Below are 24672 nucleotides of genomic sequence, written 5' to 3' on the forward strand. Positions count from 1 at the left end.
GCATGATTCATTTCACCCTGTTCGGGATACCTGTTTACATCCGCCCCAGCTTCTGGGTGGTGCTGGCCATCTTTGGCGGCGCTCTCAGCATCAACAGTGTGGAAGGCCTCATTTACCCGGCCCTGTTCGTCATTGCCGGCTTCGTCGCCATCCTGTCCCATGAAATGGGGCACGCGCTGGTGGGCCGCAGGCTGGGCGGGGGCCAGCAGACGATCATTCTGGAACTCTTCGGCGGCCTGACGAGCAGCCACGGCATGCAACTGACCCGCGGAGGAAGGGCCCTCATGATTCTGGCGGGCCCCATGATGACCCTGCTGCTGGGCGTCATCAGCCTGTGGATTACCTGGAACATCGTCGCCCCGGTCATGACCGCGCACAACCTGACCTTCTGGGACCTGGCCATCAGCCCCTTCACGGCAGCGGCCATCTCCCCCCAGCTTTACATCCTCTCCTGCCTCATCATGATCGGGGAATGGTGGACCATCCTGAACCTGCTGCCCATCTATCCCCTGGACGGCGGGCAGCTGATCGCCCAGTTCATCCGCTCTCCCAAAAAGGTGTTCATGACCGGGTTCATCACGGCCATCATGATCGGGCTGCTCAGCTTCCAGCTCTTCCACGGCTACTTCATTCCCATCTTCATGGCCCTCTTCGCCTTCAGCAACTACCGGGAATATAAGAACGCCCCTTTTTAATATTCCAAGCTTTCTCCGCGGGTTACGCCCGTTCCATTCAACATACCATCCAATATGTCTCAACAAACTGCAATCACGCCCACCCGCGCCCAGGATTTTCCCGAGTGGTATCAGCAAGTCATCAAGGCCGCCGACATGGCGGAGAATTCCGAGGTGCGCGGCTGCATGGTCATCAAGCCGTGGGGCTACGCCATCTGGGAACTCATTCAGAAGGACCTGGACCAGCGCTTCAAGGACACCGGCCACACGAACGCCTATTTCCCCCTGCTGATTCCGATTTCCTATCTGGAAAAGGAAGCGGAACACGCCGAAGGCTTCGCCACGGAATGCGCCGTAGTCACCCACCACAGGCTGGAAGCACAGAAGGATGAAGCCACCGGCAAGACCCGCATGATTCCCACCGGTGAGCTCACGGAGCCCTTCGTCATCCGCCCCACCTCGGAAACCGTCATCGGCGCGGCCTTCGCCCGCTGGACATCCAGCTACCGCGACCTGCCCCTGAAGGTGAACCAGTGGTGCAACGTGATGCGCTGGGAAATGAGGCCCCGCATCTTCCTGCGCACGGCGGAATTCCTGTGGCAGGAAGGCCACACGGCCCATGAAACCCGCGAGGAAGCCATTGAGGAAACCCTCACCATGCACAAGGTTTACGAGGACTTCCAGAGGGACGTGCTCGCCATCCCGACCATTCCTGGAGAAAAGACGGAAGGGGAACGCTTCCCCGGCGCGGAACAGACCTACACCGTGGAAGCCATGGTGCAGGACCGCAAGGCCATCCAGGCCGGAACCTCCCACTTCCTGGGGCAGAACTTCTCCAAATCCCAGAACATCTGCTTTGCCGGGCGTGACAACACCCAGCAGTTCGCCTGGACGAGCTCCTGGGGCGTCTCTACCCGCATGATCGGGGCGCTCATCATGATGCACTCCGACGACGACGGCCTGGTCTGCCCGCCCCGCGTCGCTCCCCAGCAGGTCGTCATCATCCCCGTTACGCCCAAGGAAGAAAGCCGCCAGGCCATTCTGGACCACTGCGATGAACTGGCGCGCACCCTCCGCTCCAAGACCTTCCATGGCCAGCCGCTCCGCGTGCTGGTGGACAGGCGCGACCTGGGCGGCGGAGCCAAGAAATGGGAATGGGTGAAGAAGGGCGTGCCCGTGCGTCTGGAAATAGGCCCCCGGGACCTGGAAAAAGGCTCCGTATGCGTCCAGCGGCGCGACCAGCCCGTGAATGAAAAATCCTTCGTCCCGGAAACGGAACTGGTGGATACCGTTACGGACATTCTCCAGGACATCCAGGACGCCCTGCTCCAGCGGGCCATCGCCTTCCGGGACGCCCACATCCGCCCCGCCTCCACCCTGCGGGAACTGGAAGAAAACTTCTCCGGAGAAGGCGACGCCGACTGGCTCCAGGTGCCGTGGGACGGTTCGCCGGAAGAGGAAGAGGAGCTCGCCAAACGGCTGCGCATCTCCATCCGCTGCATCCCGCTCGGCGAGCTGGGCCGCGGGGAGCCCGCCCCCTGCATCCTCACCGGCCGCATGACGGAACGCCGCGTCCTCTGGGCCAGAAGCTACTGATCCTCCCATTGACACCCTTTCTTCACGGGACTGTTCCAAGGCAAGGAAAACGCGCCTTTCCGGAACAGTCCCGTTTTTTATGGAAACAGGGAGCCCTTCATAATTTTCCGCATTCTTTCTGTAAAAACCTCTTCATTTCGGACGCCGCCCCCGCCCCGCCGTTATAAGGGATAAATACATGCTCTTCCGGTTCAATATGACCAAGCATAAATAGTTGAAAAGGGTGGAAATTGGTTGAAGAAGGTTGAAAAGCCTTGAAATTACTAAGCTGTTGAGAGAAGACGAAAGGGTCACGAGAGCATTTACACACATAATTCCCTGAGAAAGGGTGAAACCTGAAATTCTGAAAGTGTCATTTGTCCCATGTGGGACACCCTTCCCACTCTCTCTAGGCCGCCCATCCGCGCGGAGCAGCGAGGCGTCCGCGAAGGCTCCGCGGTTAGTTGGCGGGTGCTGCCAACCTGTCCCTGGCGATACGAAACAGATCCAATTCGTATCTGGAACAGGGAGCCGACGCCAATGAAATGGACCGGAACGGCCTCGTCCCCCTGTACCACGCTACCGGCATCAAGGGAAAACCTGAAATTACGAGCCTGCTCATTCAACACGGCGCCCACGTTAACGCCATATGCGGGGGAACGGTTTCCATGCTGGACCACGCCAGGAACCGCCATGACACCGCCCAGGAAAAACTGCTGCTGGAACACGGGGCCAAAACAGCCGCGGAACTGAAAGAGCAGCAGCCAGCCGCCCCTCCCAAGGGCGAACCGGAACGCCCGGAAAAAGCAGCCTCACCTCTTTCCATCCCCCCTCCTTCCCAGAAGCATCAGTTCTCTTTAAGAGGTATGGCAGCGTGTACCTATTCCGGTGAAACATGAATTTTTCTCTAAAAAAATCTTGCCAAATCCGGATAGCCCTATATATTCTCTGCCACACGGACGCCGCAAGGCTCCGGTCATCCAAAGCGGATGTAGCTCAGGGGTAGAGCGCAACCTTGCCAAGGTTGATGTCGTGGGTTCGAATCCCATCATCCGCTCCAACAATTCCTGTAAGAAAACCTACGCAAACCTTGATATTGCTAGGATAATGCATAAAGTTCATGCAAGAAAATTCTATACAGCTTTAGACGTCTTCCTGACTGGGAAATTACTGTCCCTCTAGTGGACAATATTCCAAAGTATGGCTCAGAGGCATCGACATACTACAAAGGGAAGCTGGCAGGAAAGAAGGAAGCGCTTGCGTGAAACGAGAGCTCCTTCCTCATAAATGGATTTCTCCACTCGCCTTTCTTTGTAATCGTAACGGTATTCCGCGTGCTTGTCGGCTTGGCGGTGGTCTCCGCCTGGTTCAGCGCATTGTAGGCAACATCCCATTCCCTTGTAGCTGTCCTGATCTTCGTCTGATTCCCGGCAGCATCATGCTGCGGAACGAATGCCTCCTGCTCTCCCCTCCTCAATAAAAAGATACTGGTTGAGTCCATTGGCTTCATAGCTGGTGGAAGCAGTCGCGCCTTCCCGGGAAGGTTCCCGGTTACCGATGTTGTCATAGCCATAGCTGTACGTCCCTCCACGGCTCATGGCGCCAGACACCAGTTCTCCACGGTCATTGTACGTGTAGTTGTGTATCAGGCCGAGATCGGGGGCATTGAAATAGTCCTGTTGAGACACGCTGATTAATCCAAGTTGATCAATTCCCAAATTATTATTGAAAAACCTGTACATATTCAACGTACTATATTCTTCCATGGGGTCTTTCGTCAGCCACCGCCCGGAGAGGGCATGATAATATCTGTAATTGTAATAGACCAATCCCATTTCGTCATCAGCATACTCGCTTGAGAAGCGGAACGGATTCTGTTCGGCTGCATTACCTTCCATCCTGATTACGCTATCATAAGGCTACTTCATGTTTTTCATTTCAAGTCATTCTTCGGCATCAAAAGTCACATGATAAGAAAACAGGTAAATTACCATTGAGCAAAAAAGAGCCCCGAAACATTTCGAGGCTCTTTATGTATCCTCATGGAAACCTCATTTCATCTGTTATCTATAACGATACATCGGACGTTTTTCAGAAACGGGCAGGCGATATCCCTCAAATTTCAAAGCATCCGTCCCATGACGAATTCTTTTTACATCCAATTCAAGCTCCCGTCCATCTTTCCGGAGTTTCCCTGTTTTCTCAGAAAAGGGAATTTCCATGAAGATGTAGAATCTATCAGAACGTTTTGGATCGTAAGATGACTGATTGATCTTTACCAAATCTTTTGAAGATTCATTAAAATGAAACTCCTTTTTTACAATCTCCGGATCCCTGTACTTTGCCAGCAGAAAAGAAAAAGACGAACTTATAACTAAAGGACGCATCAGGGCAATCACTTGTTGTTCATCCATTCCTTGTTTCAGGCGTTTCGCTCTCTCCCTGATCTCCCGAATACTGTCGGAGGGATAATCCGTCCAAGAATAACGTTTGTAACCAGGTAAATACAAATCATCTATTTTTGGATTAAATTGATCATGAATGATTTCAATATGCTCAACATCGTTTTGTCCGATATTTTTGTGAGTACAGGAAATCAACGTACATAGGAACCCAATACAACAGGCAGAGGGTAACATTCTCATGATTCAAATTTAGTCTTTTTATTGGATTTACAACAGCACCACGATATTTTCAAGGTTCTTGTGACTTTGTTAGAGTTGGCTGGCGGCTCTTTTCCAAGTCCATTGTGGGATGTATCGGCAAGGCAAACTCCTCCTTTACACAGAGGTTCCGCCTCGTCTCCTGCATACGTCCATACAGGAGGTTTTCCCATACCAGGTTTTTTCGATGTATAGTAAGCAGTTCCCTCAAAGGTAGCTGTTCCTTCCGTAGGCCGTTCCTCGTGAGAAAACAGTTTAGCAAATGACCATGTATCTTTCATCGTTCCACTCACATTCCAGCTTTCTTTTTCTGAGGCCGAAAGAGGAACAGATTTAGGATCTTCTTTATCACAGTTTTTAATTTCTCCCTCTATTTTGAATTCCTGATATATTACTCCATCTGGGTTCGTTTTTCCCTTAAGAATCCATTGAATATCCCAGCGGAAGTGTCCACACTCACCCGCTTTCTTTGAGATACTTTTATAGTCTAATTCGGGAGGTCCTTCCACACGAGGAGGCCCGCCGGGCAAAGGCTGTTGTTGAGACACGCTGATTAATCCAAGTTGATCAATTCCCAAATTATTATTGAGAAATCTGTACATATTCAACGTACCATATTCTTCCATGGGGTCTTTTGTCAACCATCGCCCTAAGAGGGCATGATAATATCTGTAATTATAATAGACCAGTCCCCATTCGTCATCGGAATACTCGCTGGAGAAACGGAACGGATTCTGTTCGGCAACATTACCCTCCATCTTGATTATATTACCATAAGGGCCATATTCGTACAAGGTCCTTCTCCCTGCCTGGATTCCAAACAACGCCGTCGTGTTTTTCAACAGGTCATGCGTGTAGTACAGGTCTTCCTGGTAAGTTCCTACTTCATCAAACAGGCTCATGGCAAGAATGCGTGTTGCTGAAGATTCCATCGGGTCCCCCAGGTAGGTCTTGCGCAGGGATAGGTGTTGCCTCCTCTGTCTCGTTAAAGGCAGGAGGCGTCCTGTGAAGAAGGAAAGGCTTCCACGGCATACCCCAAGCCGGAGAAAATCTTCTTCTCCCTCCAAAAGTTCTCCCGGAATCCGAAGAAGCAGGCAATGAATAGGCGTATTCATGGAGAGACAGGGAAACAGCCCCCAATCTACTGCTTCTTTCCCGAAAAATCCATCAGGAAAATGGAAAAACAAAGAGGCTCCCGGATACTCCGGGAGCCTCTTACAATAAAATATGGATTCTTAATAAGGTCTTTGGGCGCTTTTGGAAAAATCATCCAGAAAAACTTGGTCTCCTGATAATATCAGATCACAAAAAAGGGAGAACTCATCAAAACAGGAATTGGGAGTTTTTTACTGATCGACTAACCAACCACTTCTTACCTCAGTGTTTTACTTAAGTCTTATCCAAATCCACGTATATATCGGAAGGTTTTATGTCTTCATCCTGATAGGTTTCGAGATTTTTATCGCGTCTTGCCAACTCCTCCAAAGGTTTCAATTCCAACTTAGCAACAATCTGATCATTTCTTTTTATAATAAGAATTCGATCCTCTATCTTCCAAGTATAGATGACACCTTTGACAGCAGGCAACTTCAGTATAGGTATAATAGTCAGTTCTTCCGTACCTGTTTTTTTCTTAAATCCAAAAACACAAAGATGCTTTCGAGCTCCCGATGTACTTGTTTGAATGTTTGAATAATACCAAATACAACTCCCTTCTACCTGTCCCATAACAGGAAATGGCGTCCACATCTCGGGTGCACAAATTGCCTTTGGCATACAAAACAGGAAAATAAAAGAACAAATTATTTTCATTATTACACAATAAAAATCTATGCCTCCATAAAAACTAATTTTCCATTATTTACTATTTTCATAGGTTAATAATTTTATCAGAGCTTATTTTTCGATGAATAAGCTTAGTGCCTTGTGAAGCAATTTCATCAAACGGAACAAATATTATCCCTCCTGCTTGAGAACTAGACATCAAAGCGCCGAAACAATCAACACCGTAATCATCTCTATCTTTATCGTTATCTATGAATTTCATGATAGTGTTGTGATCCTCACCACTATCTGTTGTAATATGATCACCAATTTTAATCTCTTCCCCAGAATAATATTTTTTAACATTCATAAATTAATATCTGTTTCTAACTTAATTACTTGGTTGCGATAATCCCTCCTCCTCGCGGCCGCCCCTGATAAGGAGGAAACCCGGGATCCTCTTCAACAGTAGTGCGCTTGTCAAAGCACCTGCATCCCGCTCGAACTGGAGATTGATTTACTGTAAATACATGATAATGTTTAGGCCATTTATAATGTTTTTTATTTCCTTTTTCCACATCGTGACATTGTTGGCGCTGTGTTCCGACAGGAGGTTTGCACGGCATACACCTTAATTTATAACCACTCTTATCCATAGCTTTTAAGAAAGCAGCAACAGATGCAAATCCTAACATTCTGGCAACAGCTACAATTTCACCACCAGCTAAACCTTGAATAGCTCCTTCCGATAGAGTATCAATAGTTAATTGTCCCAACCTATCATTCTTAAAAGGAAAAAATAAATATAAGTTTAACCCTACTTCTTCCGAAATGGGATCTCTACTAATCCACCTGCCATCCACAGGATTGAGATAACGATAATTGTAATATACCAATCCCATTTCATCATCAGCATACTCGCTTGAGAAACGGAACGGATTCTGTTCGGCAACATTACCCTCCATCTTGATTACATTACCATAAGGGCCGTATTCGTACAAGCCCCTTCTTCCCACCTGGATTCCAAACAACGCCGTCGTGTTTTTCAACAGGTCATGCGTGTAGTACAGGTCTTCCTGGTAAGTTCCTACTTCATCAAACAGGCTCATGATAAGAATGCGTGTTGCTGAAGATTCCATCGGGTCCCACAGGTAGGTCTTTTGCAGGACAGGTGTTACTTCCTCCGTTGTATCGGTGGCATCCAGCTCCGCAATTTGCAGGTAGTTGCGGTACAGGAAACGTTTACGTGCAACAAGGGTTTCCCCTTCATAAACGGATTTCTCCACACGCCTTCCCAAGTAGTCATAACGGCATTCCACACGCTTGTTACCTTGCGTAAAGCTCACCGCCTGGTTCAAGGCATTGTAGACAACGGACCATTCTCCTGTAGCTGTCCTGATTTTCGTCTGGTTCCCGGCAGCATCATGTTCCGGAACGAACACAGCCTGCTCTCCTTCCCCAATGGAAGTATACTGGTTGAGTTCATTGGTTTCATACGAACTGGGAACAGCCGCGCCTTCCCGGGACATTTCCCGGTTGCCGATATTGTCATAGGCGTAGCTGTAGGTTCCTCCACGGCTCATGGCATCGGCAGTCAGCTCGCCACGGTCATTATACGTGTAGGCGTGTGTCAAATCAGGACTGGGTGTGTTGAAATAATCCTTTTTTGTCACGGAACGTCCCAGGGCGTCATAGGTATAATCAACCTTGGCCGGATAATTCTGACCTCCCGGACGCAGATAATCCACTTTAATAACCAGGTCCCGCTTTTCTTCCCGTGTGTACCATCTCTTCAGCGTATTGGGATAGTTCAGCGTCTCCAGTAGACCATTATTGGCATTGTAGCCATAGGTAAACGGCGTTGCGGCTTCATTGAGGGCAACGGTTGAGAGCCTTCCGGCATCATCGTAACCCAGCGCCGTCTGCTGAACAGTAGCATTGCCGTAGTCCAGGCTGTAACCGCCGTCCCTGCCCAGGCTGTCCTTCCGGTACGTCAAGATGCCCGGCGCCAGTCCCGCCGTTGTTTCCGTCTCCAGTTCATTGTACTGGTTGTAGGAGAATTCCCGGGTTCCGGTATCGTCCGTCACGCGGGTCATCTGCGCCAGATGGTTGTAGGCATAGGCAATGCCAGGAGTTCCGTCACTGAACGTGACGGACGTGTTCACTCCCTTGGGCAAGTCATATCCATAGGTAGTCCTCACTCCACGGGCATCCGTGGTGTTGGCAACCATGTTCAGGATATTGTAAGCCGTATCTTCATGGGTTCCATCCGGATAGGTTTTGCGCATCAGCAGGCCGCCAGCCTTGTGGTAGGTCCAGGTGGTCGTGTCCCCGTCCGTCCGTTCCCTGGGATCGGTCGTAATAGTTTCACCATTTGTCCGGAACGTGCGCATGCTGGTGAGATGGTCGGCATTGTCATAAGAGAAAAAGGCTGGCTGAAGGGCCGTTCCCCATTCTGCAATCTTTCTCCCCCTCATGTCATAGGCATAACAGGAGGAATGCCCCAGAGCGTCCGTGATGACCGTAGGAGAGTCGATCGGTTCCCCATAAGCGTAAGTAGTGGCATTCCCCGCAGCATCCGTTACGCTGACTGTCCGCCCGGCGATGTCCTGGACAGTCGTTGTCACATTACCACGAGCATCCGTGGAGACGAGAACAATGCCTGTTTCCGTGTAGCTGCGGGCAATACTTGTCGTTACTCCAGCATAATCAGTACGGGACACAGTCATACCATCCACAATCAGGGAGCTTTCCGCAGTTTCACAACCCGGGATTTTGTTCTTGCTGATTCGCTTGGCATCTCCGGCATACTCCGTCCAGGAAGCAGTTTCCTGCCCTCTCGGGTCAGTAGAAACCGTCCTGTTTTCCAATGTCGTGGACAGGGAGGAAATCAAGGCCTTTCCCGTAAGGGAATAGGTTGTTCCCCGGCTGTTGTTCATAGTCGTGGTCTTGATCTGGTAGATGCCGTCATCCGCCTGTTCAGCCGCATAGGAATAAATCGTGATGCGGGAATTGGTGGCATCGGGATGATCGTCCAACTTCCATGTTTCCTTCGTTATATTGCCAAAGGCGTCGTATTCCTTCAAGGTTGGAGCCATGGCGGTAGCAGGCGTTCCCGCATCCACCTCCGTCTTGACAAGATGCCCCCGTTCATCATACGTGAACCGGCTGTAATAGAAACTGCCCAGGGCGTTGGCCGTGGCCGTACGGATGACTTCCCCATAGCCGTTGGTGATTTCCCGGAACGTTGCTGCCGGGTCTCCTTCAGCCTGCGCTTCCAGCGTGACTTTCCGGATGCCATCCTCAATGATGTCAATCCTGTGGGACAGTTCCTTCTGGCCCGTCCCTCCCTCATAGAGAAGAGTACCGTCAGGGGCAGTCGTCCGAATCAAGGTTGCTCCATGGGGAAGCGTCGCCGCCGTCGTTAATCCGTCGTCGCTATAAGCATAGGACGTAACCCTTCCCAGTTCATCCGTCTTGGAGCTGACGCGCCCCAGCACGTCATAGGCCGTCCGGCGCACAGTACTCATGGCTCCGATGTCCTTTCTCTCCTCAACCGCACGCCCCAGGGCATCCCTTGTATAGGAGATGATGGTTTCAGGGGCAGTCTCCGTCGCGGAGCGGATCATTTCTACCAACCGCCTTGCGCTGTCATAGCCGTAGCTGGTCAGGATGCCGTCTTCGTCACGCTGCCATAAAACGCGCCCGTCGCACATCAGTTCCCGTTCCGTTATTCGTCCGTTGCCGCGCGTCTTCCTGGTCCAGCGGTTCTGAAGGTCGAACTCGTAGTCGGCGCTGTCCAGCAGCGACCAGGTTCCATCCGTCAGCAGGATGTATTCCTCCGTTCTGACCGTGTTGCCCTCCGCCGAGATGAAGGACACCATTCGGCGGCTCTGCCCCGGTACGGGCGCTCCGCCGATTTGCATTTCCTCCGTCACGGTATAGGCCGCTCCATGCCGGATTGCATGTTCATAGGAATAAACCCTCTGTACGCCGTCAATACCCTGGCGCATCTTGAGGCGTCCCCTGGCATACGGATTGGGCGCGGAGGCCAGCCATGTTTCCGTCACTTCCAGCCGCGTTCCTTCAGCCCCAAGCGCGGTCGTCCTTTCTTCCACGCGCCTGACATCGTTTTCTTCCGTATAGGTATAAAGCGTCTGGCTCAACTGCACGTCCGCCTTGTTCTTTTGCCGAAGTATGGTGGTCACTTCTGCGGGATCGTGATCGTTGAACTTCGCTTCGCAGTAGGTCGTCTTCACTCTCTTTTCCGCAAAGCCTTTATACGGAGTGGAAATGAGAGTCTGGCGGCCCAGACGATCCTGTTCGTACTTGACTTCGGAACCGTCCGGACGCGTTTCTTTCGTCAGAACCCCGTTGGCGGAATATTCATAAGAAGTCGTGCGGGCCATGCCGGAACCGTAGCCTTCCGTTCTGCTCATCAGCAGATTGCCTTGCGGGGTGGATTTGTAGCTCTCCATCAGGCTGGAGACCGCCATTCCTTCTTCCCCCATCCGCACTTCCGTCAGCAGGTTCCATTCCTTTTCGGAGACCTCCGTGCGCGTCCTGACCGTATGAATAGCGGAGTCTCCCGTGCCCTTGCCCAGGCACCATACCTCTCCATTCTTCCACCAGGTTGTGACAAAATCATTCCTTCCGGGCGTTCTTTCCGTCACGCTCGCCTTGTCCCCTTCTTCATTGCGGGCAAAAACAAAGCGCTTGAACGGCTCTCCCGTCACGGCATAAAGCCCCGTCGTCTCATCCTTGGCTCCTACTTGGGAAGGAAGGTACAGGGCCAGCGTATAGCCCGCTTCCGTCACGTCCTGCACGCTGGCAAGACCGTCTGAAATATTGCTTACCTGCCGCAGGGAACCATCTTCCGCATACACCACATCCATGAAGGCATAAAAATCCTCTTTCGTGAGCTGCAGGCCGCTGGATGCCGTAAAACGCACGGGATCTCCCGTTTCCACGGAATAGACCATCTTGCTGCCATTGGCTTCCGCCACTTCAATGTAAACCGGATTGGAAACGACCGGTGTAAAATCTTCTCCCAGCATCCGGGCGCGGTTGGTCAGGCGCGTGTTGTAGCCGATGTTGCCCACACTGCCGTTGTCTTCTTCCCCCTGGGTGATGAAGTAATAGGCCAGCAGGGAACCTTTCCGAACGGCTACCATGCAGTTGTTGCTCAAGCCTTCCGTGGGTTTGAGCAATTTGCTGTGCAGCACATGGCGGAACAACAGGGCGGAGGGGGACCAGAGGCGTTCCGTAAATTCCTCCTCCACGATTTCAATCTGGCTTCCGGGTACGCCGGGCAATCCCCGGAACAGGCCGAAGTTACACTGCCAGTACATGCTTTCCTGGGAGGCATCTGCCGCCACGTTCGTTCCTGCGGAGGAGCCGGACACCGTGGAGCGGGCCAGCCGGGAGGACATGCGGGCGGAGGACGGCGAGGAACTGGGACTGGTTCCCCCGCTAGGGGCGTCCGGGTCCTCACAAACTTCCTTGCCGTCACATCCCTTCTTGCACACCACCGGCTTGTTTTCTGCGGGCACGATGTCGTAGAGCTCCACCTGGACTCCGTTCAGATAGGAGTCGAAGCGCGAGACGTTGCCGGATTCCGGCTTGTAGTCAATGTTGGTGTGGGAAAGGAAGGCCTGGTGCCATCCCGCTTCCAGTTCCACGGTGACAGGATCGGATTCCCGGTATTGTCCCGGATCGGCAATGCTGGCAGTCTGGCCTCCCAGCGTAAAATAACCATAATCGTCCGCGCCGATTTTGATTTCATAGGAGCCTGCGGTTTCAATTTTGATGTAGCCGTCCCAAAGGGTCGTCTTTTCGGGAGCGGGAGCTTCCACATTCAAATGGGGCTGGTCGCCTTTCAGTTGACCTTCCCATTTGTCCAAGGGATATTCCGCTTCAAGTAAAGTAACAGGGGTATTCATGATTTTGATTTAATTTGTTTGATATGATAGTGCAGCCGCCTTTGAAAATGCCCGGAAGGCCGGCGGCTGCCATGGAAATTTCCGGAAAAAATGGGAAGAGAAGAATGACAGGAAAATCTTTCTTCCCCAAGTGACTGATTTTGTAGGAAGGCATCATGATGAATACCTTACATGGCAATAGTTCCTATCTCCTTCTAATGATTCCCGTTCTCTTCCCGGGCGGCAACCATCCGGACACGTGATGCTGATGTACTCCTACTTTGTTATCCAAAAAGGCCTCCCTCCAAAATAAAAGCGTGCGGCTTTCCCATCCCGTCCGGAAAGCGGTAGCCGCCGTTAAGACAGACTCCGGCAGCCCTATCTGCACCATCCCTTCAACGAAAGAGCCTTCCTGATGGTCGTTCAGATAAGGCCGGTGTCGGCATTTCGATACGCCGTCCCAATTCTCAACCCGGAATAAACCAATGAACAATACGACTCAATCAGGGACCTCTCCAACAGGTCCCGCTACAACCAATAACGCTCCGGCGGTAAAATCCGTCCTTCGCATGGGGGTATTTACGCTCGCCATGATTAACGTTTCCGCCATTGTCAGCTTGCGCGGCATGCCTGCGGAAAGCACGTACGGACTCAGTTCCGTCTTTTACTATATTTTTGCAGCGGTCTTTTTCCTGGTGCCCGTCTCCCTGGTGGCCGCGGAACTCACTACCGGATGGCCGCAGAAAGGCGGCGTTTACCGTTGGGTAGGTGAAGCCTTCGGCAAGAAATGGGGGTTCCTGGCCATCTGGCTGCAATGGATTGAGAGCACCATCTGGTTCCCGACCGTACTGACCTTCGCCGCCGTCTCCCTGGCTTTCATGGGACCCGGACAGCGATGGGATGAAGCGCTTGCCGCCAACAAGTGGTATGTGCTCATCGTGGTGCTGTGCGTGTACTGGGCGGCTACCCTGCTCAACCTGCGCGGCATGAAGACTTCCGCAGGCGTCACCAAATGGGGCACCATCATCGGAACCATCATTCCGGGCGCCATCCTGATTCTGCTGGGCCTGAGCTATTGGGCCGGAGGCAACCCGATTCTGCTGGACATGAGCTGGGACAAGCTGATACCGGACATGAGCAATTTCAACAACCTCGTTCTGGCCGCCAGCATCTTCCTGTTCTATGCAGGGATGGAAATGTCCGCCGTACACGTGAAGGACGTGAATGACCCCGGCCGCAACTATCCGCTGGCCATTCTGATTTCCGCCATCATTACGGTACTCATTTTCGTTCTGGGCACGCTGGCCATCGGCTTCATCATTCCCAACTCCCAGATCAACCTGGTGCAGAGCCTGCTGATTTCTTATGACAGTTACTTCAGCTTCTTCGGCCTTGGCTGGATGAACTGGATTCTGGCCCTTGCGCTGGCCGTAGGCGTTCTGGCCCAGGTAACGGCGTGGGTGGGAGGTCCTTCCAAAGGCTTGTACCAGGTAGGCCTGGCCGGCAACCTGCCGCCCGTCATGCAGAAGCGGAACAAGAACAACGTCCAGATGGGCATCCTGCTCATTCAGGGTTGCATCGTCACCCTGCTTTCCATCATGTTCGTGATCATGCCTTCCGTGCAGTCCGCCTACCAGATTATTTCCCAGCTTACCATCATCCTGTACCTCATCATGTACATGCTGATGTTCGCCTCCGGCATTTATCTGCGCTACCGGGAACCGAATACGCCCCGCACCTTCCGCATTCCCGGAGGCAAGACCCTCGGCATGTGGATTGTCGGCGGCCTCGGCTTCCTGGCCAGCCTGGCGGCCTTCCTGGTGAGCTTCATCCCGCCGAACCAGATTACCGTGGGCAGCAATACGATGTACATTATGCTTCTGGTGGTAGGCACCTTCATCTTCGCCGGCATTCCTTTCATCATCCATGCCATGGCCAAGCCCTCCTGGAAGCGGCCTGTGGATCCTGAAGACGCCTTCGAACCCTTCGGATGGGAAAAAACCAATGGAACCCATTCTACAGTAACCCCAATCCATCCCATATCCCATGAGTAACGTCCCTTCCAATGAACAAATACAGACGGCTCTGGACAACGCGTATGCCTACGCCAAAACCGTCCAGGGAGGCAAAAACGCCTCCTACATTCCCGCTCTGGCTCAAGTTCCTTCCGACCTGCTGGCGATTGCCGTGGTCACTGTCAACGGGGACCTGCTGACCGCAGGTTCCGCAGACACGCCCTTTGCCATTGAATCCATCTCCAAGGCCTTCAACCTGGCCTATGTCATGGACCTGATCGGAATGAAGGAGCTCCGCACGAAGATCGGGGCAGACCCCACCGGGGAGCCCTTCAACTCCGTCATGGCGATTGAACTGCACGGCGGCAAGCCCCTCAACCCCCTGGTCAACGCAGGGGCCATGGCGACGGTCAGCCTGGTCAACGGCTCAGACTCCGATGAAATATGGTCCAACATGATTCATAATTTCAACAACTTCGCCAACACGGCCCTGACCGTGAACCAGGAGATCTACAAGTCGGAAAGCGCCACCAACCAGCACAACCGCGGCATTGCGTGGCTGCTTGACAGCTACGGCTATTTTTACAATACGCCGCCCATGATCGTGGACCTGTACACCCGCATGTGCTCCCTGAACATCACCACCTCCCAGCTGGCGCTGATGGGCGCCTGCTATGCCAACGGAGGCGTCAACCCCGTCAGCAAGAAGCGGGTGGTTCAGGATGTCAACGTTCCTCCCATTCTGGCGGAAATGTGCATGTCCGGCCTCTATGATTCCACAGGGGACTGGATGTACAAGGCCGGCCTTCCGGCCAAGTCCGGCGTAGGCGGCGGCCTGGTGGCCGTAGCCCCCGGCAAGCTGGCCATGGCGGCCTTCTCCCCGCCCTTGGACCCCGCCGGCAACACCGTCAAGGGCCAGGCGGCTCTTCAATCCATTATTAAAGAATTGAATTTGAACCTTTTCCGGAGCTGATCCGGGATGAGAAGGTAAACCCGCGGAGCCAAGATCCGAAAGGATTCCCGCGGGTTTACTGTATCCCGGCCATGTGAAAATAACGCAAGGCGGTGCCTTCTGCGCCTGGCGGAACCCGGTTGCCGGGCCATAGACATTAAATCCTGTTTGAGAAGTTGCACAGCTGCATGGGTACGCCGTCTTCCATAACGTGGAAACCGTGCCTTTCATAAAAAGCGGCGTTCCTGCTCTCTTCAGGCATGATTTCAATATAGAGGTAGTCCTTGTACTTCTCCTTGACCATTTCCATCATTTTTCCTGCAATTCCCCTGCCGTGATAGTCGGGGTGCACCAGGACATAGTGCATGTAGGCCACCATCTCGCTGTCGTCCAGCAGTCGCACAAGACCGACCAGGCGGTCGCCGTCCCACGCGGTAAACACGGTGGACGAATTCATCAGGGCCTTGTAGAGCCGTGCCGGATACTGGCCGGAAATCCATCCCACGGACAGGAACAGCTCCTGCACTTTTTCCCGGGTAAACTTCTTTTCTTCCGTAAAAACAATCATCTTTCCGCTTGGTTGCAGGGTGAGTGGCCAGCACAGTCCAGGCAATGGACAATGCCATTTACAGCTCTCCTCATGGGACTCATGATAAAGTCCACAGGCCCCGGAGACAAGCAACTATGTGCCGCTCCTTGTGCTTCATTAACAGCACAAGGAGCGGCAGAGGCGCCTGTGGCGCTCTTCCATGCCGGCCAAATGGCAGTTGGTCCCGGACAAGTCCGGACTTTTCTTCATGGAAGCTTAACCACGCGCCCTGGTAAAAAGCTTTCCTTCTCCCCTCTTCCGTAGCCGCAGAGTTGTTTTCCCGCGCTCTTCCCGTGTTTTAAGGACTTGCCACCACAACATTTTTCCCTAGAGTCTTTCCGGTATGCTTGAAGCCCTGCAAAACGCCTTTTTCCAGACCGGGGACACACTCACGTCCTGGCTGTCCGCCTTCAGCAGTTTCCTGTGGGGATGGCCTCTGCTCATCATGCTGCTGGGCACGCACCTGTACCTGACCATCATTCTGCGTTTTCCGCAGCGTTATCTGCTCAAGGCCCTGAAACTGTATTTTGTGAAAGACCATACGGACAAGGGAGACATTTCCCCGTTCAGTTCCCTGATGGTGGCCCTGGCCGCCAACATCGGCGCGGGCAATATCATCGGCGTGGGGGTGGCGATTGCCGCCGGGGGGCCGGGGGCCATTTTCTGGTGCTGGCTGACGGGCGTTCTTGGCATGGCTACACGGTATTCGGAAGGGCTGCTCGCCATCAAGTACCGCGTGGAAAACCCGGACGGCAACATGAGCGGAGGCCCCATGTTTGTGCTGGAACGCGGCATGAAATGCAAATGGCTCGGGGTAGCCTTTGCCGTATTCACGGCCGTTGCCGCCTTCGGCATCGGCAACCTGACGCAGGGGAACGCGGCAGCGGAACAGCTCCACCACGCTTTTGCCATTCCTTCCTGGGGAACGGCTGTGGTGCTGACCATCCTGACGGCCCTGGTGATGCTGGGTGGCATCCGGAGCATTGCCAAGGTATGCGCCTTCTTCGTCCCGTTCATGGCAGTCATTTACATCATAGGCTGCGTCTACATCCTGGCCGTGCAGTCCCACTACATTCTTCCGGCCATCCGTTACATTCTGGACTGCGCCTTTACCGGGGAAGCTGCCGCCGGGGGCGTGGTGGGCGCCGCCGTCATGACGGCCATGCGGACCGGCGTGGCCCGCGGCCTCTTTTCCAATGAAGCCGGGCTGGGTTCCGCCGCCATTGCCTCTGCCGCCGCCCAGAACCGCAACCCCGTACGGCAGGCGCTCATTTCTTCCAGCGGCCCGTTCTGGGATACCGTGGTCATCTGTGCCCTGACGGGCATTGTGCTGACTACCAGCATCCTGGCCCATCCGGACATCTCGTCCGGTGATGGTCCCCGGCTCACTACCCTGGCATTCAGTAAAATCCCTTATGTGGGCTCCCCTCTCCTGACGGTCAGCCTGGTCACCTTTGTGGTTTCCACCATTCTGGGCTGGTCCTACTTTGGTGAAAAAGCCCTGGAATACCTGGGGGGCATCCGGCTGATCACGCCTTACCGCGTCATCTGGGTGGCGGCGGTCTTCACCGGCTGCGTTTCCAAGATAGACCTGGTATGGGTCTTTGCAGACTGCGCCAACGGCCTGATGGCCCTTCCCAACCTCATTTCGCTGCTGGCCCTTTCCGGAGTGCTTGTCCAGCAAACGCGGTACTACCTTTGGCAGCACAGGCTGGACGATTATGACGAATCCCACATTCCGGAAGGCAAATAACGATTTTTTTCAATTCAGATTCAAATAATTCTTGCCTTTCGGCCTCCGGTGGTATTTACTTCGCCGCGCAGTCCCTGCAAACCTAAAAGTCGCGTTCGTCTAGCGGTCTAGGACTCCCGCCTTTCACGCGGGCAACACGGGTTCGAGTCCCGTACGCGATGCCAGCTTTACCGCCGCAGCAGTTACGATGCTTCCGCTTTCCTTCCTCAGGAAAGGCCTATTGGAAAAACGTAATGGCTGCGGTTTTCTTTTGGTCCGGTGCTGCCGGAATACGGAAGGCGCAGCCGGGACGGCAGGGAGGGGTATCCCCTTCCCTGTCAAATGCCGGAACATGTCTTACATCCCCCGGATTTGACTTCCAGAAAGCCCTGTTATCTTTTAAAATTTTCACACGCAAACGCCATGGATTACACACCTCTCATTGAAAAACGCCGCCAGCGCCTGGAAGAATTGGAAACGGTCATTGCCGAACCGGATTTTTTCAATGACCAGAAGAGGGCCTCGGAAACCATGAGGGAGCACCGCCGCCTGAAGGAACTGATGGAAACGTGGGATGCCCTGAATGCCACGGAACAGCAATTGGCGGACAACCAGGAACTGGCGAAGACGGATGATCCGGAACTGGCGGAGCTGGCCGCTCTGGAGATTCCGGAACTGGAAACGGCGCTGGAAAAACTGCGCAGCGACGTTCAGTACAGCCTTCTTCCCCGCGACACGACGGAAGACCGGGACGCCATTATTGAAATCCGCGCCGGTACGGGCGGGGATGAAGCCTCCCTGTTCGCCGGGGACCTTCTCCGGATGTACCAGCGTTTTGCGGAAGAACGCGGCTGGCGCTTCGAACACCTGGAAAGCAGCCCTTCCGACGTAGGCGGCTTCAAGGAAGTCGTCTGCCGCATTGCCGGGGATGAAGTCTTCCGCTTCCTGAAATATGAGGGCGGCGTGCACCGTGTGCAGCGCGTGCCCGCTACGGAAACGCAGGGGCGCATTCACACGTCCACCGCCACCGTAGCCGTCATGCCGGAAGCGGAAGAAGTGGACATTGAAATCCGCCCGGAGGACCTCCGCATTGAAGTATGCCGTTCCGGAGGAGCCGGGGGCCAGCACGTGAACAAGACGGAATCCGCCGTGCAGATCTGGCACATTCCCACGGGCGTCTATGTCCGTTGTGAGGAAGAACGCAGCCAGATGAAAAACCGTGAGAAAGGCATGAAGATTCTGCGCGCCAAGCTTTTTGAAGCCAAGAAGCGGGAAGAGGCGGAAAAATATTCCGCCGCACGCCGTAGCCTCATCGGGTCCGGAGGCCGTGAAGAAAAAATCCGGACATACAATTTCCCGCAAAACCGCCTGACGGACCACCGCATCGGCTACACCTCCCACAATCTGGACGGCATCCTGATGGGGCAGATGGAAGACCTGATCATGGCTCTCCAGCATGCGGAAATGCAGGAACGCCTGGCGGAAGCCGGCATGTCCTAACCTTCCCCGCTCTTTTTATGAAAACCTTACTGGAAGTTCTTCAGTCCGGCACGGACTACCTGACGCGCCAGGGGTGCGAAGAAGCCCGCGCCACCATGCAGCACCTGATGGCCCATGTCCTGCACTGCAACCGCACGGCTCTCTACTCCCAGTTTGACAGGCCTGTTGAGGAAACGGAGCTGGCGCCCCTGCGGGAGCTGCTGAAGCGCAGGGCGGCGGGAGAACCGCTGCAACACCTGCTGGGCTCCACGGAATTTTTCCGCCGGGAATTCCTGACGGATGCGCGCGCGCTGATTCCGCGCCCGGAAACGGAGGAACTGGTGGAAATGGTGCTGAAGAAGATTCCCGCCCGTCCGGTACGCGTGCTGGATATGGGCACTGGGTCCGGCATTATCGGCGTCACGCTGGCCCTGGAACTCAAGGAACGCGCGAAGGAAGTCGTCCTGGCGGACATTTCCCCGCAGGCGCTGGATCTGGCGCTGGAAAACGCCATGCGCCTGGGAGCCAGGGTCTCCACCATACAGACGGACCTGTTTGAAAACATCCCCCTGGAAAAAGCCGCCCCGCTCCCGGCGGAAACGGATTCCACCGTGGCCGCCCCGGGAGAGGAAGAAACCAGTCCGGGACAGGAAACGCGCTTTGACGTCATCGTGGCCAATCTTCCCTACATTGCGGACGGAGAGGAGCTTGCCCCGGAGGTCATGAAAGACCCGCACACGGCCCTGTTCGGCGGCCCGAAAGGCTGGGAAATCATTGAACGCTTCCTGGCCCGCGCACGGGATTACCTGAATGATAACGGTTTTGTAGCGCTGGAAATAGGGTATGACCAGGCGCCTGCCGTGACGCAGATCATGGACGGCTACGGCTACAATTACATTGAAGTGCTGAAAGACATGAGCGGCATCGCCCGCTTTCCGTTCGGCTATCGTTAAACTTTAACTTTCCCCTCTCACTCCATGCAGGCGGCGCGTATCCTGGTTGACGGACAGAGCGATCTGGTGCTGGATTACGGCATTCCGCCGGAAGCGGGAGACGTAAAACCGGGCTGCCGCGTCCGGGTGCCCCTGCGCAACAGGACGGCCACCGGCACCGTCCTTACGCTGTCCGAACCGGACCCGGCCTGGAGGGACAAGCTCAAGCCCATTCTGAAACTGATTGACCCGGATCCCCTGATTTCCCCGGCCATGATGAGTCTGGCCTCCTGGGCGGCGGATTATTATTCCGTAGCGCTGGACCAGATGATCCGCTGCCTCCTGCCGGAAACCGTCCGGCAGGAAAATACGGCGGAGAAAATGCGCAAAGTGGTGCATCTGAAAAAACGCCCGTCTCGTGAGGAACTGGACGCCCTGTACCGCAAGGCGCCGCGGCAGGCCCAGATACTGGATTATTTTTCATCTATGGAACAGTTGGAAGCCCCGCTGGCGGGATTCGGCCCCGGAGCCCTGAATATTGCACGCGGCCTGGAAGCCAAGGGTTTTATTTCCCTGAGGGAAGAGTCCGTGCACCGCGATCCCAGCACGGGAGAACAATTCGTCCCCAGCCAGCCGATGACACTGAACCCCCAGCAGGAAAAGGCGCTGGAAGAAATCACGGCCATGTGCGCGGCGGAACAGAAAAAACCGGTGCTGCTGCAGGGGGTCACGGGTTCCGGAAAGACGGAGGTTTACCTGCAGGCCGTTTCCAGCGTGGTAAAATCCGGGAAATCCGCCCTGATCATGGTGCCGGAAATTTCCCTGACCCCCCAGACCGTCCAGCGTTTCAAATCCCGCTTTGCGGAACTGCCCTCCTCCGTGGCGGTCCTGCACAGCCTTCTGTCTGACGGAGAACGCTTTGACGAATGGCACGCCATCCGCTCCGGAAAAGCCCGCATCGTCATCGGCCCCCGCTCCGCCGTCTTCGCCCCCTTGCAGAATCTGGGGCTGGTGATTGTGGATGAAGAGCATGACGCGTCCTACAAGCAGGAAAGCTCCCCCCGCTACCACGGGCGGGACCTGGCCGTGCTGCGCGCGCACGTGGAAAACTGCGCCGTAGTCCTGGGCTCCGCCACTCCATCCCTGGAAAGCACCCACAACGCCCTGACCGGGAAATACGCCCTGGTGAAACTGACGGAACGGGCGGACGGCCAGCAGCTCCCCCTCATCCGCATTCTGGACATGAAAACGGAGGGAAAGAACAAGTCCGGCCCCAATGTCCTTTCCGAACGGCTCCGGATGTCCATTGACCGGAGGCTGGAAAAGGGGGAGCAGGTTATCCTGCTGCTCAACAGGCGCGGATTTGCGCGCTCCATCCAGTGTCCGGACTGCGGCCATGTGGTCACGTGCCTGCATTGTTCCCTCCCCCTGACGTACCACCGCACGGAGGACCGCCTCATCTGCCACCTGTGCGGGTTCAAGGCCCTGCCCCCCCGCGCCTGCCCGGAGTGCCGGTCCGCCAATATCCTGCTCCAGGGGTACGGCACCCAGAAGGTGGAGGAAATCCTGCGCCGCACTTTTCCCGCGGCGCGCATCACGCGCGTGGATGCGGACGTGGCGCGGAAGAAGAACGCCGTCAGAACCATCCTGAACCAGTTCCGCTCCCACAAGATAGACATTCTCCTGGGCACCCAGATGATCGCCAAGGGGCTGGATTTCCCCAACGTAACGCTGGTGGGCGTGCTGAACGCGGACCTGGGGCTTTACATTCCGGACCCCCGGGCCGGAGAACGCACCTTCCAGCTTCTGACCCAGGTGGCGGGCCGCGCGGGACGCGGCGACCTCTCCGGAGAAGTCATCATCCAGACCTTCACGCCCCAGTCCCCCTCCCTGCAATATGCGCGGCATCATGATACGGACGGCTTCGCGGCCCAGGAGCTGGAAATGCGCCGCGCCTTTGATCTCCCCCCCTTCACCCACATCGCCGTGCTGACCATACGCTCCCAGCATGAAAACATGGCGGAATTCGCCACGCGCACGCTCGCCGGACGGCTCCGCGGGATGCTGTCCCCTCCCGCCACGATGACGGACCCCATGCCGGCTCCCATCCCGCGCGCGCACGGCCAGTTCAGGTTCCAGATTACGGTAAAGGGCCCCTCCGCACGCATCCTGTCACGCACGCTCCGGAAGCTGGTTCAGGAAGCCGGACTGGGGGATGACCTGACGGCCGTGATTGACGTGGACGCCATGTCATTCATGTAAGCCGCCTTGCCAAAGCCGGACGGGGATATTAAAATTCCGGCACAACACAATTTACGATCATGCTGCTTCATTTTTACAAAATGACGGGGGCCGGCAACGACTTCATCATGGTGGACAACCGTGACCTGGTCCTTTCTTCCGTGCTGGACAGGGAAACCATTGAAGCCCTATGCGACCGCCGCTTCGGCATTGGCGCTGACGGCCTGATTGCCGTGGAGCCTTCCCAGGGAAAAGGAGGGGCCGTGCGCATGCGCTATTACAATGCCGACGGCGGAGAAGCGGAGATGTGCGGCAACGGAGCACGCTGCTTCGGCAACTTTGCGGCAGCTCTGCTCCGGCATGACAAATCCGCCCCCCTGCCCTTTGAAACGATGGCCGGTATCGTGACCGCCTCCTTTGAAAAGGACGGAAACGTCACCGTCAACCTGACGGACCCTCACTCCCTGCAGCTTTTCTCCCTGAATGCTGATCCCACCGTGGGCGCAGACGTCCATTTCCTGAATACTGGCGTTCCGCACGCCGTAGCGTTCCTGGACAAGCTGGACGGTCTTGACATTCCGCGGCTGGGCGCCTACCTGCGTTATCATGATGCCTTTGCTCCAAAAGGAACCAACGCCAATTTTGCCACCATCCTGTCTCCGGGGCACATCGCCATACGCACCTATGAACGGGGCGTGGAGGATGAAACGCTGGCCTGCGGAACGGGAATGACTGCCAGCGCACTGCTGCACGCCGTATTGATGGACGCCCCCTCCCCCATCCAGGTGGACGTGGCTGGAGGCGACACGCTTAAAGTAGGCTTCCAGCGCATGGGGGACCACTTTACCCATGTCACCCTGACCGGTCCCGCGGACCTTGTCTTTACCGGAGACATTGAACTCTGAACCGCCCCCTCTGCCGGACGAGCGGGAATTCTCACGCGTCAGGGAGCCTGTTTATTCAGCAGGGAGCACTCCGCCTTCACATAACCGCCGTAATTATTGCAGAAAGCCTTGTAGACGGCAGGCCCCATGTTGGTCTCGCAATAATACTTCACGGTAATGAAATCCTTCCCGCGTTCCACGTTCAGAAAACGGGAGGACAGCAGCACCAGGTTCGCCTGATAGTTCCACAAGGCCATGTCATACGCCATCTCCTCCTTGATCGTTTTACAGATGAAACTCTCCGGTGGAGGAAACAAAACAGCGACGACTACGCTGATCAGGCAAATTCCCGGCACTACCCCCAGTGCAAGCACCCCATGGCATTTCCTGGCAAAGGGGACACGGCCGGGAAACTGGCGGCGGATGATGAAACGGAACAGGTAGCCCGCCAGCAGCATCACCGGAAAGGAAACGTTCACGAACTCAAAAGTCAGACTCATTCCTCCAAGAGCGACAAAGCCTATTCCCTTCCACACCTTCCTGTAAACCGGAATGCATGCGCAAAGAATGACGTACAGGATATAGCCCAACAGGCAGAGGAAAGGCAGAAGCACTCCTGTAAACATGTGCTCCACCATACAGTCCCACGGATACTCCCTGCTGGGGCAGCAGGCTTCATGAAGAAACATGCATACAATGCTCAGAAGCACCAGCCCGGCCAGGAGAACAGCCTTTATTTTTCTGGATTCATACAGAAGCCACAGTAAAACCACACCAAAAGGAAGTAAATAACAGCCGATACTGCTGAACACAGTGGACAACATGGGGATATGCGGGAAGAAATGCATGGCTTGAAAATGGATAAATACCCGGTTAACGTATCACATAAATACCGTCTACTGTGGTTATAATAATTGGAAATAAGACAAATTCAAACATTCGTTTTCAAATAATGAAGAAAAAATCATATTCTTCTCATAAAAAACCGTCCCAGAGGATTACGAAACTTGACAAAACAGACTCCTGAAAAAGATAATAACGCCTTCATGAAGCAATCTTTTCTCATTCCGGCAGCCATCATCCCGGTTCTCTGCTGCCTGTCCCACTGCACCCGCAAACCGCTTCTGCCGGAGTACACTCCCCTGTGCTCCGGAGCGGTCCCCGGGGAACCGTCCTCCCGCCTCCTGCAGCCAGGAGAAAAGAGAATCTACCGGGTGGGACCTAAAGGCGGCATATATTACATCAATTCCC

At 54.6% G+C, this 24672-nt stretch carries 18 protein-coding genes and 2 tRNA genes; 12 read left to right on the forward strand and 8 right to left on the reverse strand.

Features of this window, described 5'->3' with window-relative positions; all coding sequences use genetic code 11:
- Window positions 1–2 precede the first annotated feature (2 nt).
- From ABGM91_RS00160 to ABGM91_RS00175, 4 genes are all read left to right on the forward strand, one after another.
- Window positions 3–695, forward strand: coding sequence for a site-2 protease family protein (locus ABGM91_RS00160; protein ID WP_354832782.1), 693 nt, complete (start codon window positions 3–5; stop codon window positions 693–695).
- Between the two features lie 54 nt (window positions 696–749).
- Window positions 750–2270 carry a proline--tRNA ligase gene (gene proS / locus ABGM91_RS00165; RefSeq protein ID WP_354832784.1) on the forward strand — a complete coding sequence of 507 codons (1521 nt, stop codon included), beginning with the start codon at window positions 750–752 and terminating at the stop codon, window positions 2268–2270.
- Between the two features lie 443 nt (window positions 2271–2713).
- Window positions 2714–3148: a hypothetical protein gene (locus ABGM91_RS00170; RefSeq protein ID WP_354832786.1), complete on the forward strand. Its 435-nt coding sequence runs from the start codon at window positions 2714–2716 to the stop codon at window positions 3146–3148.
- 86 nt (window positions 3149–3234) lie between these two features.
- Window positions 3235–3309: transfer RNA gene (locus ABGM91_RS00175), tRNA-Gly, on the forward strand.
- Between the two features lie 376 nt (window positions 3310–3685).
- On the opposite strand, the gene ABGM91_RS00180 is transcribed toward ABGM91_RS00175, so the two are convergent.
- The 6 genes from ABGM91_RS00180 to ABGM91_RS00205 all read right to left on the reverse strand — a co-directional run bounded on the left by ABGM91_RS00180 (window position 3686) and on the right by ABGM91_RS00205 (window position 12618).
- Entirely contained in the window at window positions 3686–4147 is a 462-nt protein-coding gene (locus ABGM91_RS00180; RefSeq protein ID WP_354832788.1) for an RHS repeat-associated core domain-containing protein, read from the reverse strand.
- A gap of 165 nt (window positions 4148–4312) precedes the next feature.
- Window positions 4313–4894, reverse strand: coding sequence for a hypothetical protein (locus ABGM91_RS00185; RefSeq protein WP_354832790.1), 582 nt, complete (start codon window positions 4892–4894; stop codon window positions 4313–4315).
- The gene (locus tag ABGM91_RS00190; protein ID WP_354832792.1) at window positions 4891–6027 is read right to left on the reverse strand and encodes an RHS repeat-associated core domain-containing protein; all 1137 of its coding nucleotides are present in this window, start codon (window positions 6025–6027) and stop codon (window positions 4891–4893) included. The genes ABGM91_RS00185 and ABGM91_RS00190 overlap by 4 nt, the downstream gene beginning before the upstream one ends.
- Window positions 6028–6301: 274 nt before the next feature.
- Window positions 6302–6688 carry a hypothetical protein gene (locus ABGM91_RS00195; RefSeq protein WP_354832794.1) on the reverse strand — a complete coding sequence of 129 codons (387 nt, stop codon included), beginning with the start codon at window positions 6686–6688 and terminating at the stop codon, window positions 6302–6304.
- A 94-nt stretch (window positions 6689–6782) separates the two neighbouring features.
- Complete coding sequence (locus tag ABGM91_RS00200) at window positions 6783–7046, reverse strand: hypothetical protein (protein ID WP_354832795.1); 264 nt, start codon at window positions 7044–7046, stop codon at window positions 6783–6785.
- A gap of 25 nt (window positions 7047–7071) precedes the next feature.
- On the reverse strand, window positions 7072–12618 hold the full coding sequence (locus ABGM91_RS00205; RefSeq protein WP_354832797.1) for an RHS repeat-associated core domain-containing protein: 5547 nt from the start codon (window positions 12616–12618) through the stop codon (window positions 7072–7074).
- Window positions 12619–13166: 548 nt separating this feature from the next.
- Between ABGM91_RS00205 and gadC the strand changes: the two genes are divergently transcribed.
- Window positions 13167–14651: a putative glutamine/gamma-aminobutyrate antiporter GadC gene (gene gadC / locus ABGM91_RS00210; RefSeq protein ID WP_354834876.1), complete on the forward strand. Its 1485-nt coding sequence runs from the start codon at window positions 13167–13169 to the stop codon at window positions 14649–14651.
- Window positions 14644–15585, forward strand: a complete 942-nt coding sequence (glsA, locus tag ABGM91_RS00215; protein ID WP_215428401.1) for a glutaminase A — start codon at window positions 14644–14646, stop codon at window positions 15583–15585. The genes gadC and glsA overlap by 8 nt, the downstream gene beginning before the upstream one ends.
- Before the next feature lie 136 nt (window positions 15586–15721).
- Here glsA and ABGM91_RS00220 read toward each other — a convergent pair whose 3' ends face one another.
- A complete protein-coding gene (locus tag ABGM91_RS00220; RefSeq protein WP_354832799.1) occupies window positions 15722–16132 on the reverse strand; it encodes a GNAT family N-acetyltransferase in 411 nt (136 codons plus the stop codon).
- A gap of 364 nt (window positions 16133–16496) precedes the next feature.
- On the opposite strand from ABGM91_RS00220, the gene ABGM91_RS00225 reads away from it, so the two are divergent.
- The 6 genes from ABGM91_RS00225 to dapF all read left to right on the forward strand — a co-directional run bounded on the left by ABGM91_RS00225 (window position 16497) and on the right by dapF (window position 23442).
- Window positions 16497–17906: a sodium:alanine symporter family protein gene (locus ABGM91_RS00225; protein ID WP_215428399.1), complete on the forward strand. Its 1410-nt coding sequence runs from the start codon at window positions 16497–16499 to the stop codon at window positions 17904–17906.
- 88 nt (window positions 17907–17994) lie between these two features.
- Window positions 17995–18070 (forward strand) — tRNA-Glu (locus tag ABGM91_RS00230).
- A 238-nt stretch (window positions 18071–18308) separates the two neighbouring features.
- A complete protein-coding gene (gene prfA, locus ABGM91_RS00235; RefSeq protein ID WP_215428391.1) occupies window positions 18309–19385 on the forward strand; it encodes a peptide chain release factor 1 in 1077 nt (358 codons plus the stop codon).
- Window positions 19386–19402: 17 nt separating this feature from the next.
- The gene (prmC, locus tag ABGM91_RS00240; protein WP_354832802.1) at window positions 19403–20317 is read left to right on the forward strand and encodes a peptide chain release factor N(5)-glutamine methyltransferase; all 915 of its coding nucleotides are present in this window, start codon (window positions 19403–19405) and stop codon (window positions 20315–20317) included.
- A gap of 24 nt (window positions 20318–20341) precedes the next feature.
- Window positions 20342–22558, forward strand: a complete 2217-nt coding sequence (priA, locus tag ABGM91_RS00245) for a primosomal protein N' (protein ID WP_354832804.1) — start codon at window positions 20342–20344, stop codon at window positions 22556–22558.
- 59 nt (window positions 22559–22617) lie between these two features.
- Complete coding sequence (gene dapF, locus ABGM91_RS00250) at window positions 22618–23442, forward strand: diaminopimelate epimerase (protein ID WP_354832806.1); 825 nt, start codon at window positions 22618–22620, stop codon at window positions 23440–23442.
- Window positions 23443–23480: 38 nt separating this feature from the next.
- Here dapF and ABGM91_RS00255 read toward each other — a convergent pair whose 3' ends face one another.
- Window positions 23481–24110 carry a hypothetical protein gene (locus ABGM91_RS00255; RefSeq protein WP_354832808.1) on the reverse strand — a complete coding sequence of 210 codons (630 nt, stop codon included), beginning with the start codon at window positions 24108–24110 and terminating at the stop codon, window positions 23481–23483.
- Window positions 24111–24672: the final 562 nt, after the last annotated feature.

Origin of the sequence: Akkermansia muciniphila (assembly GCF_040616545.1) — a bacterium.
GTDB classification, from domain to species: domain Bacteria; phylum Verrucomicrobiota; class Verrucomicrobiia; order Verrucomicrobiales; family Akkermansiaceae; genus Akkermansia; species Akkermansia muciniphila_E.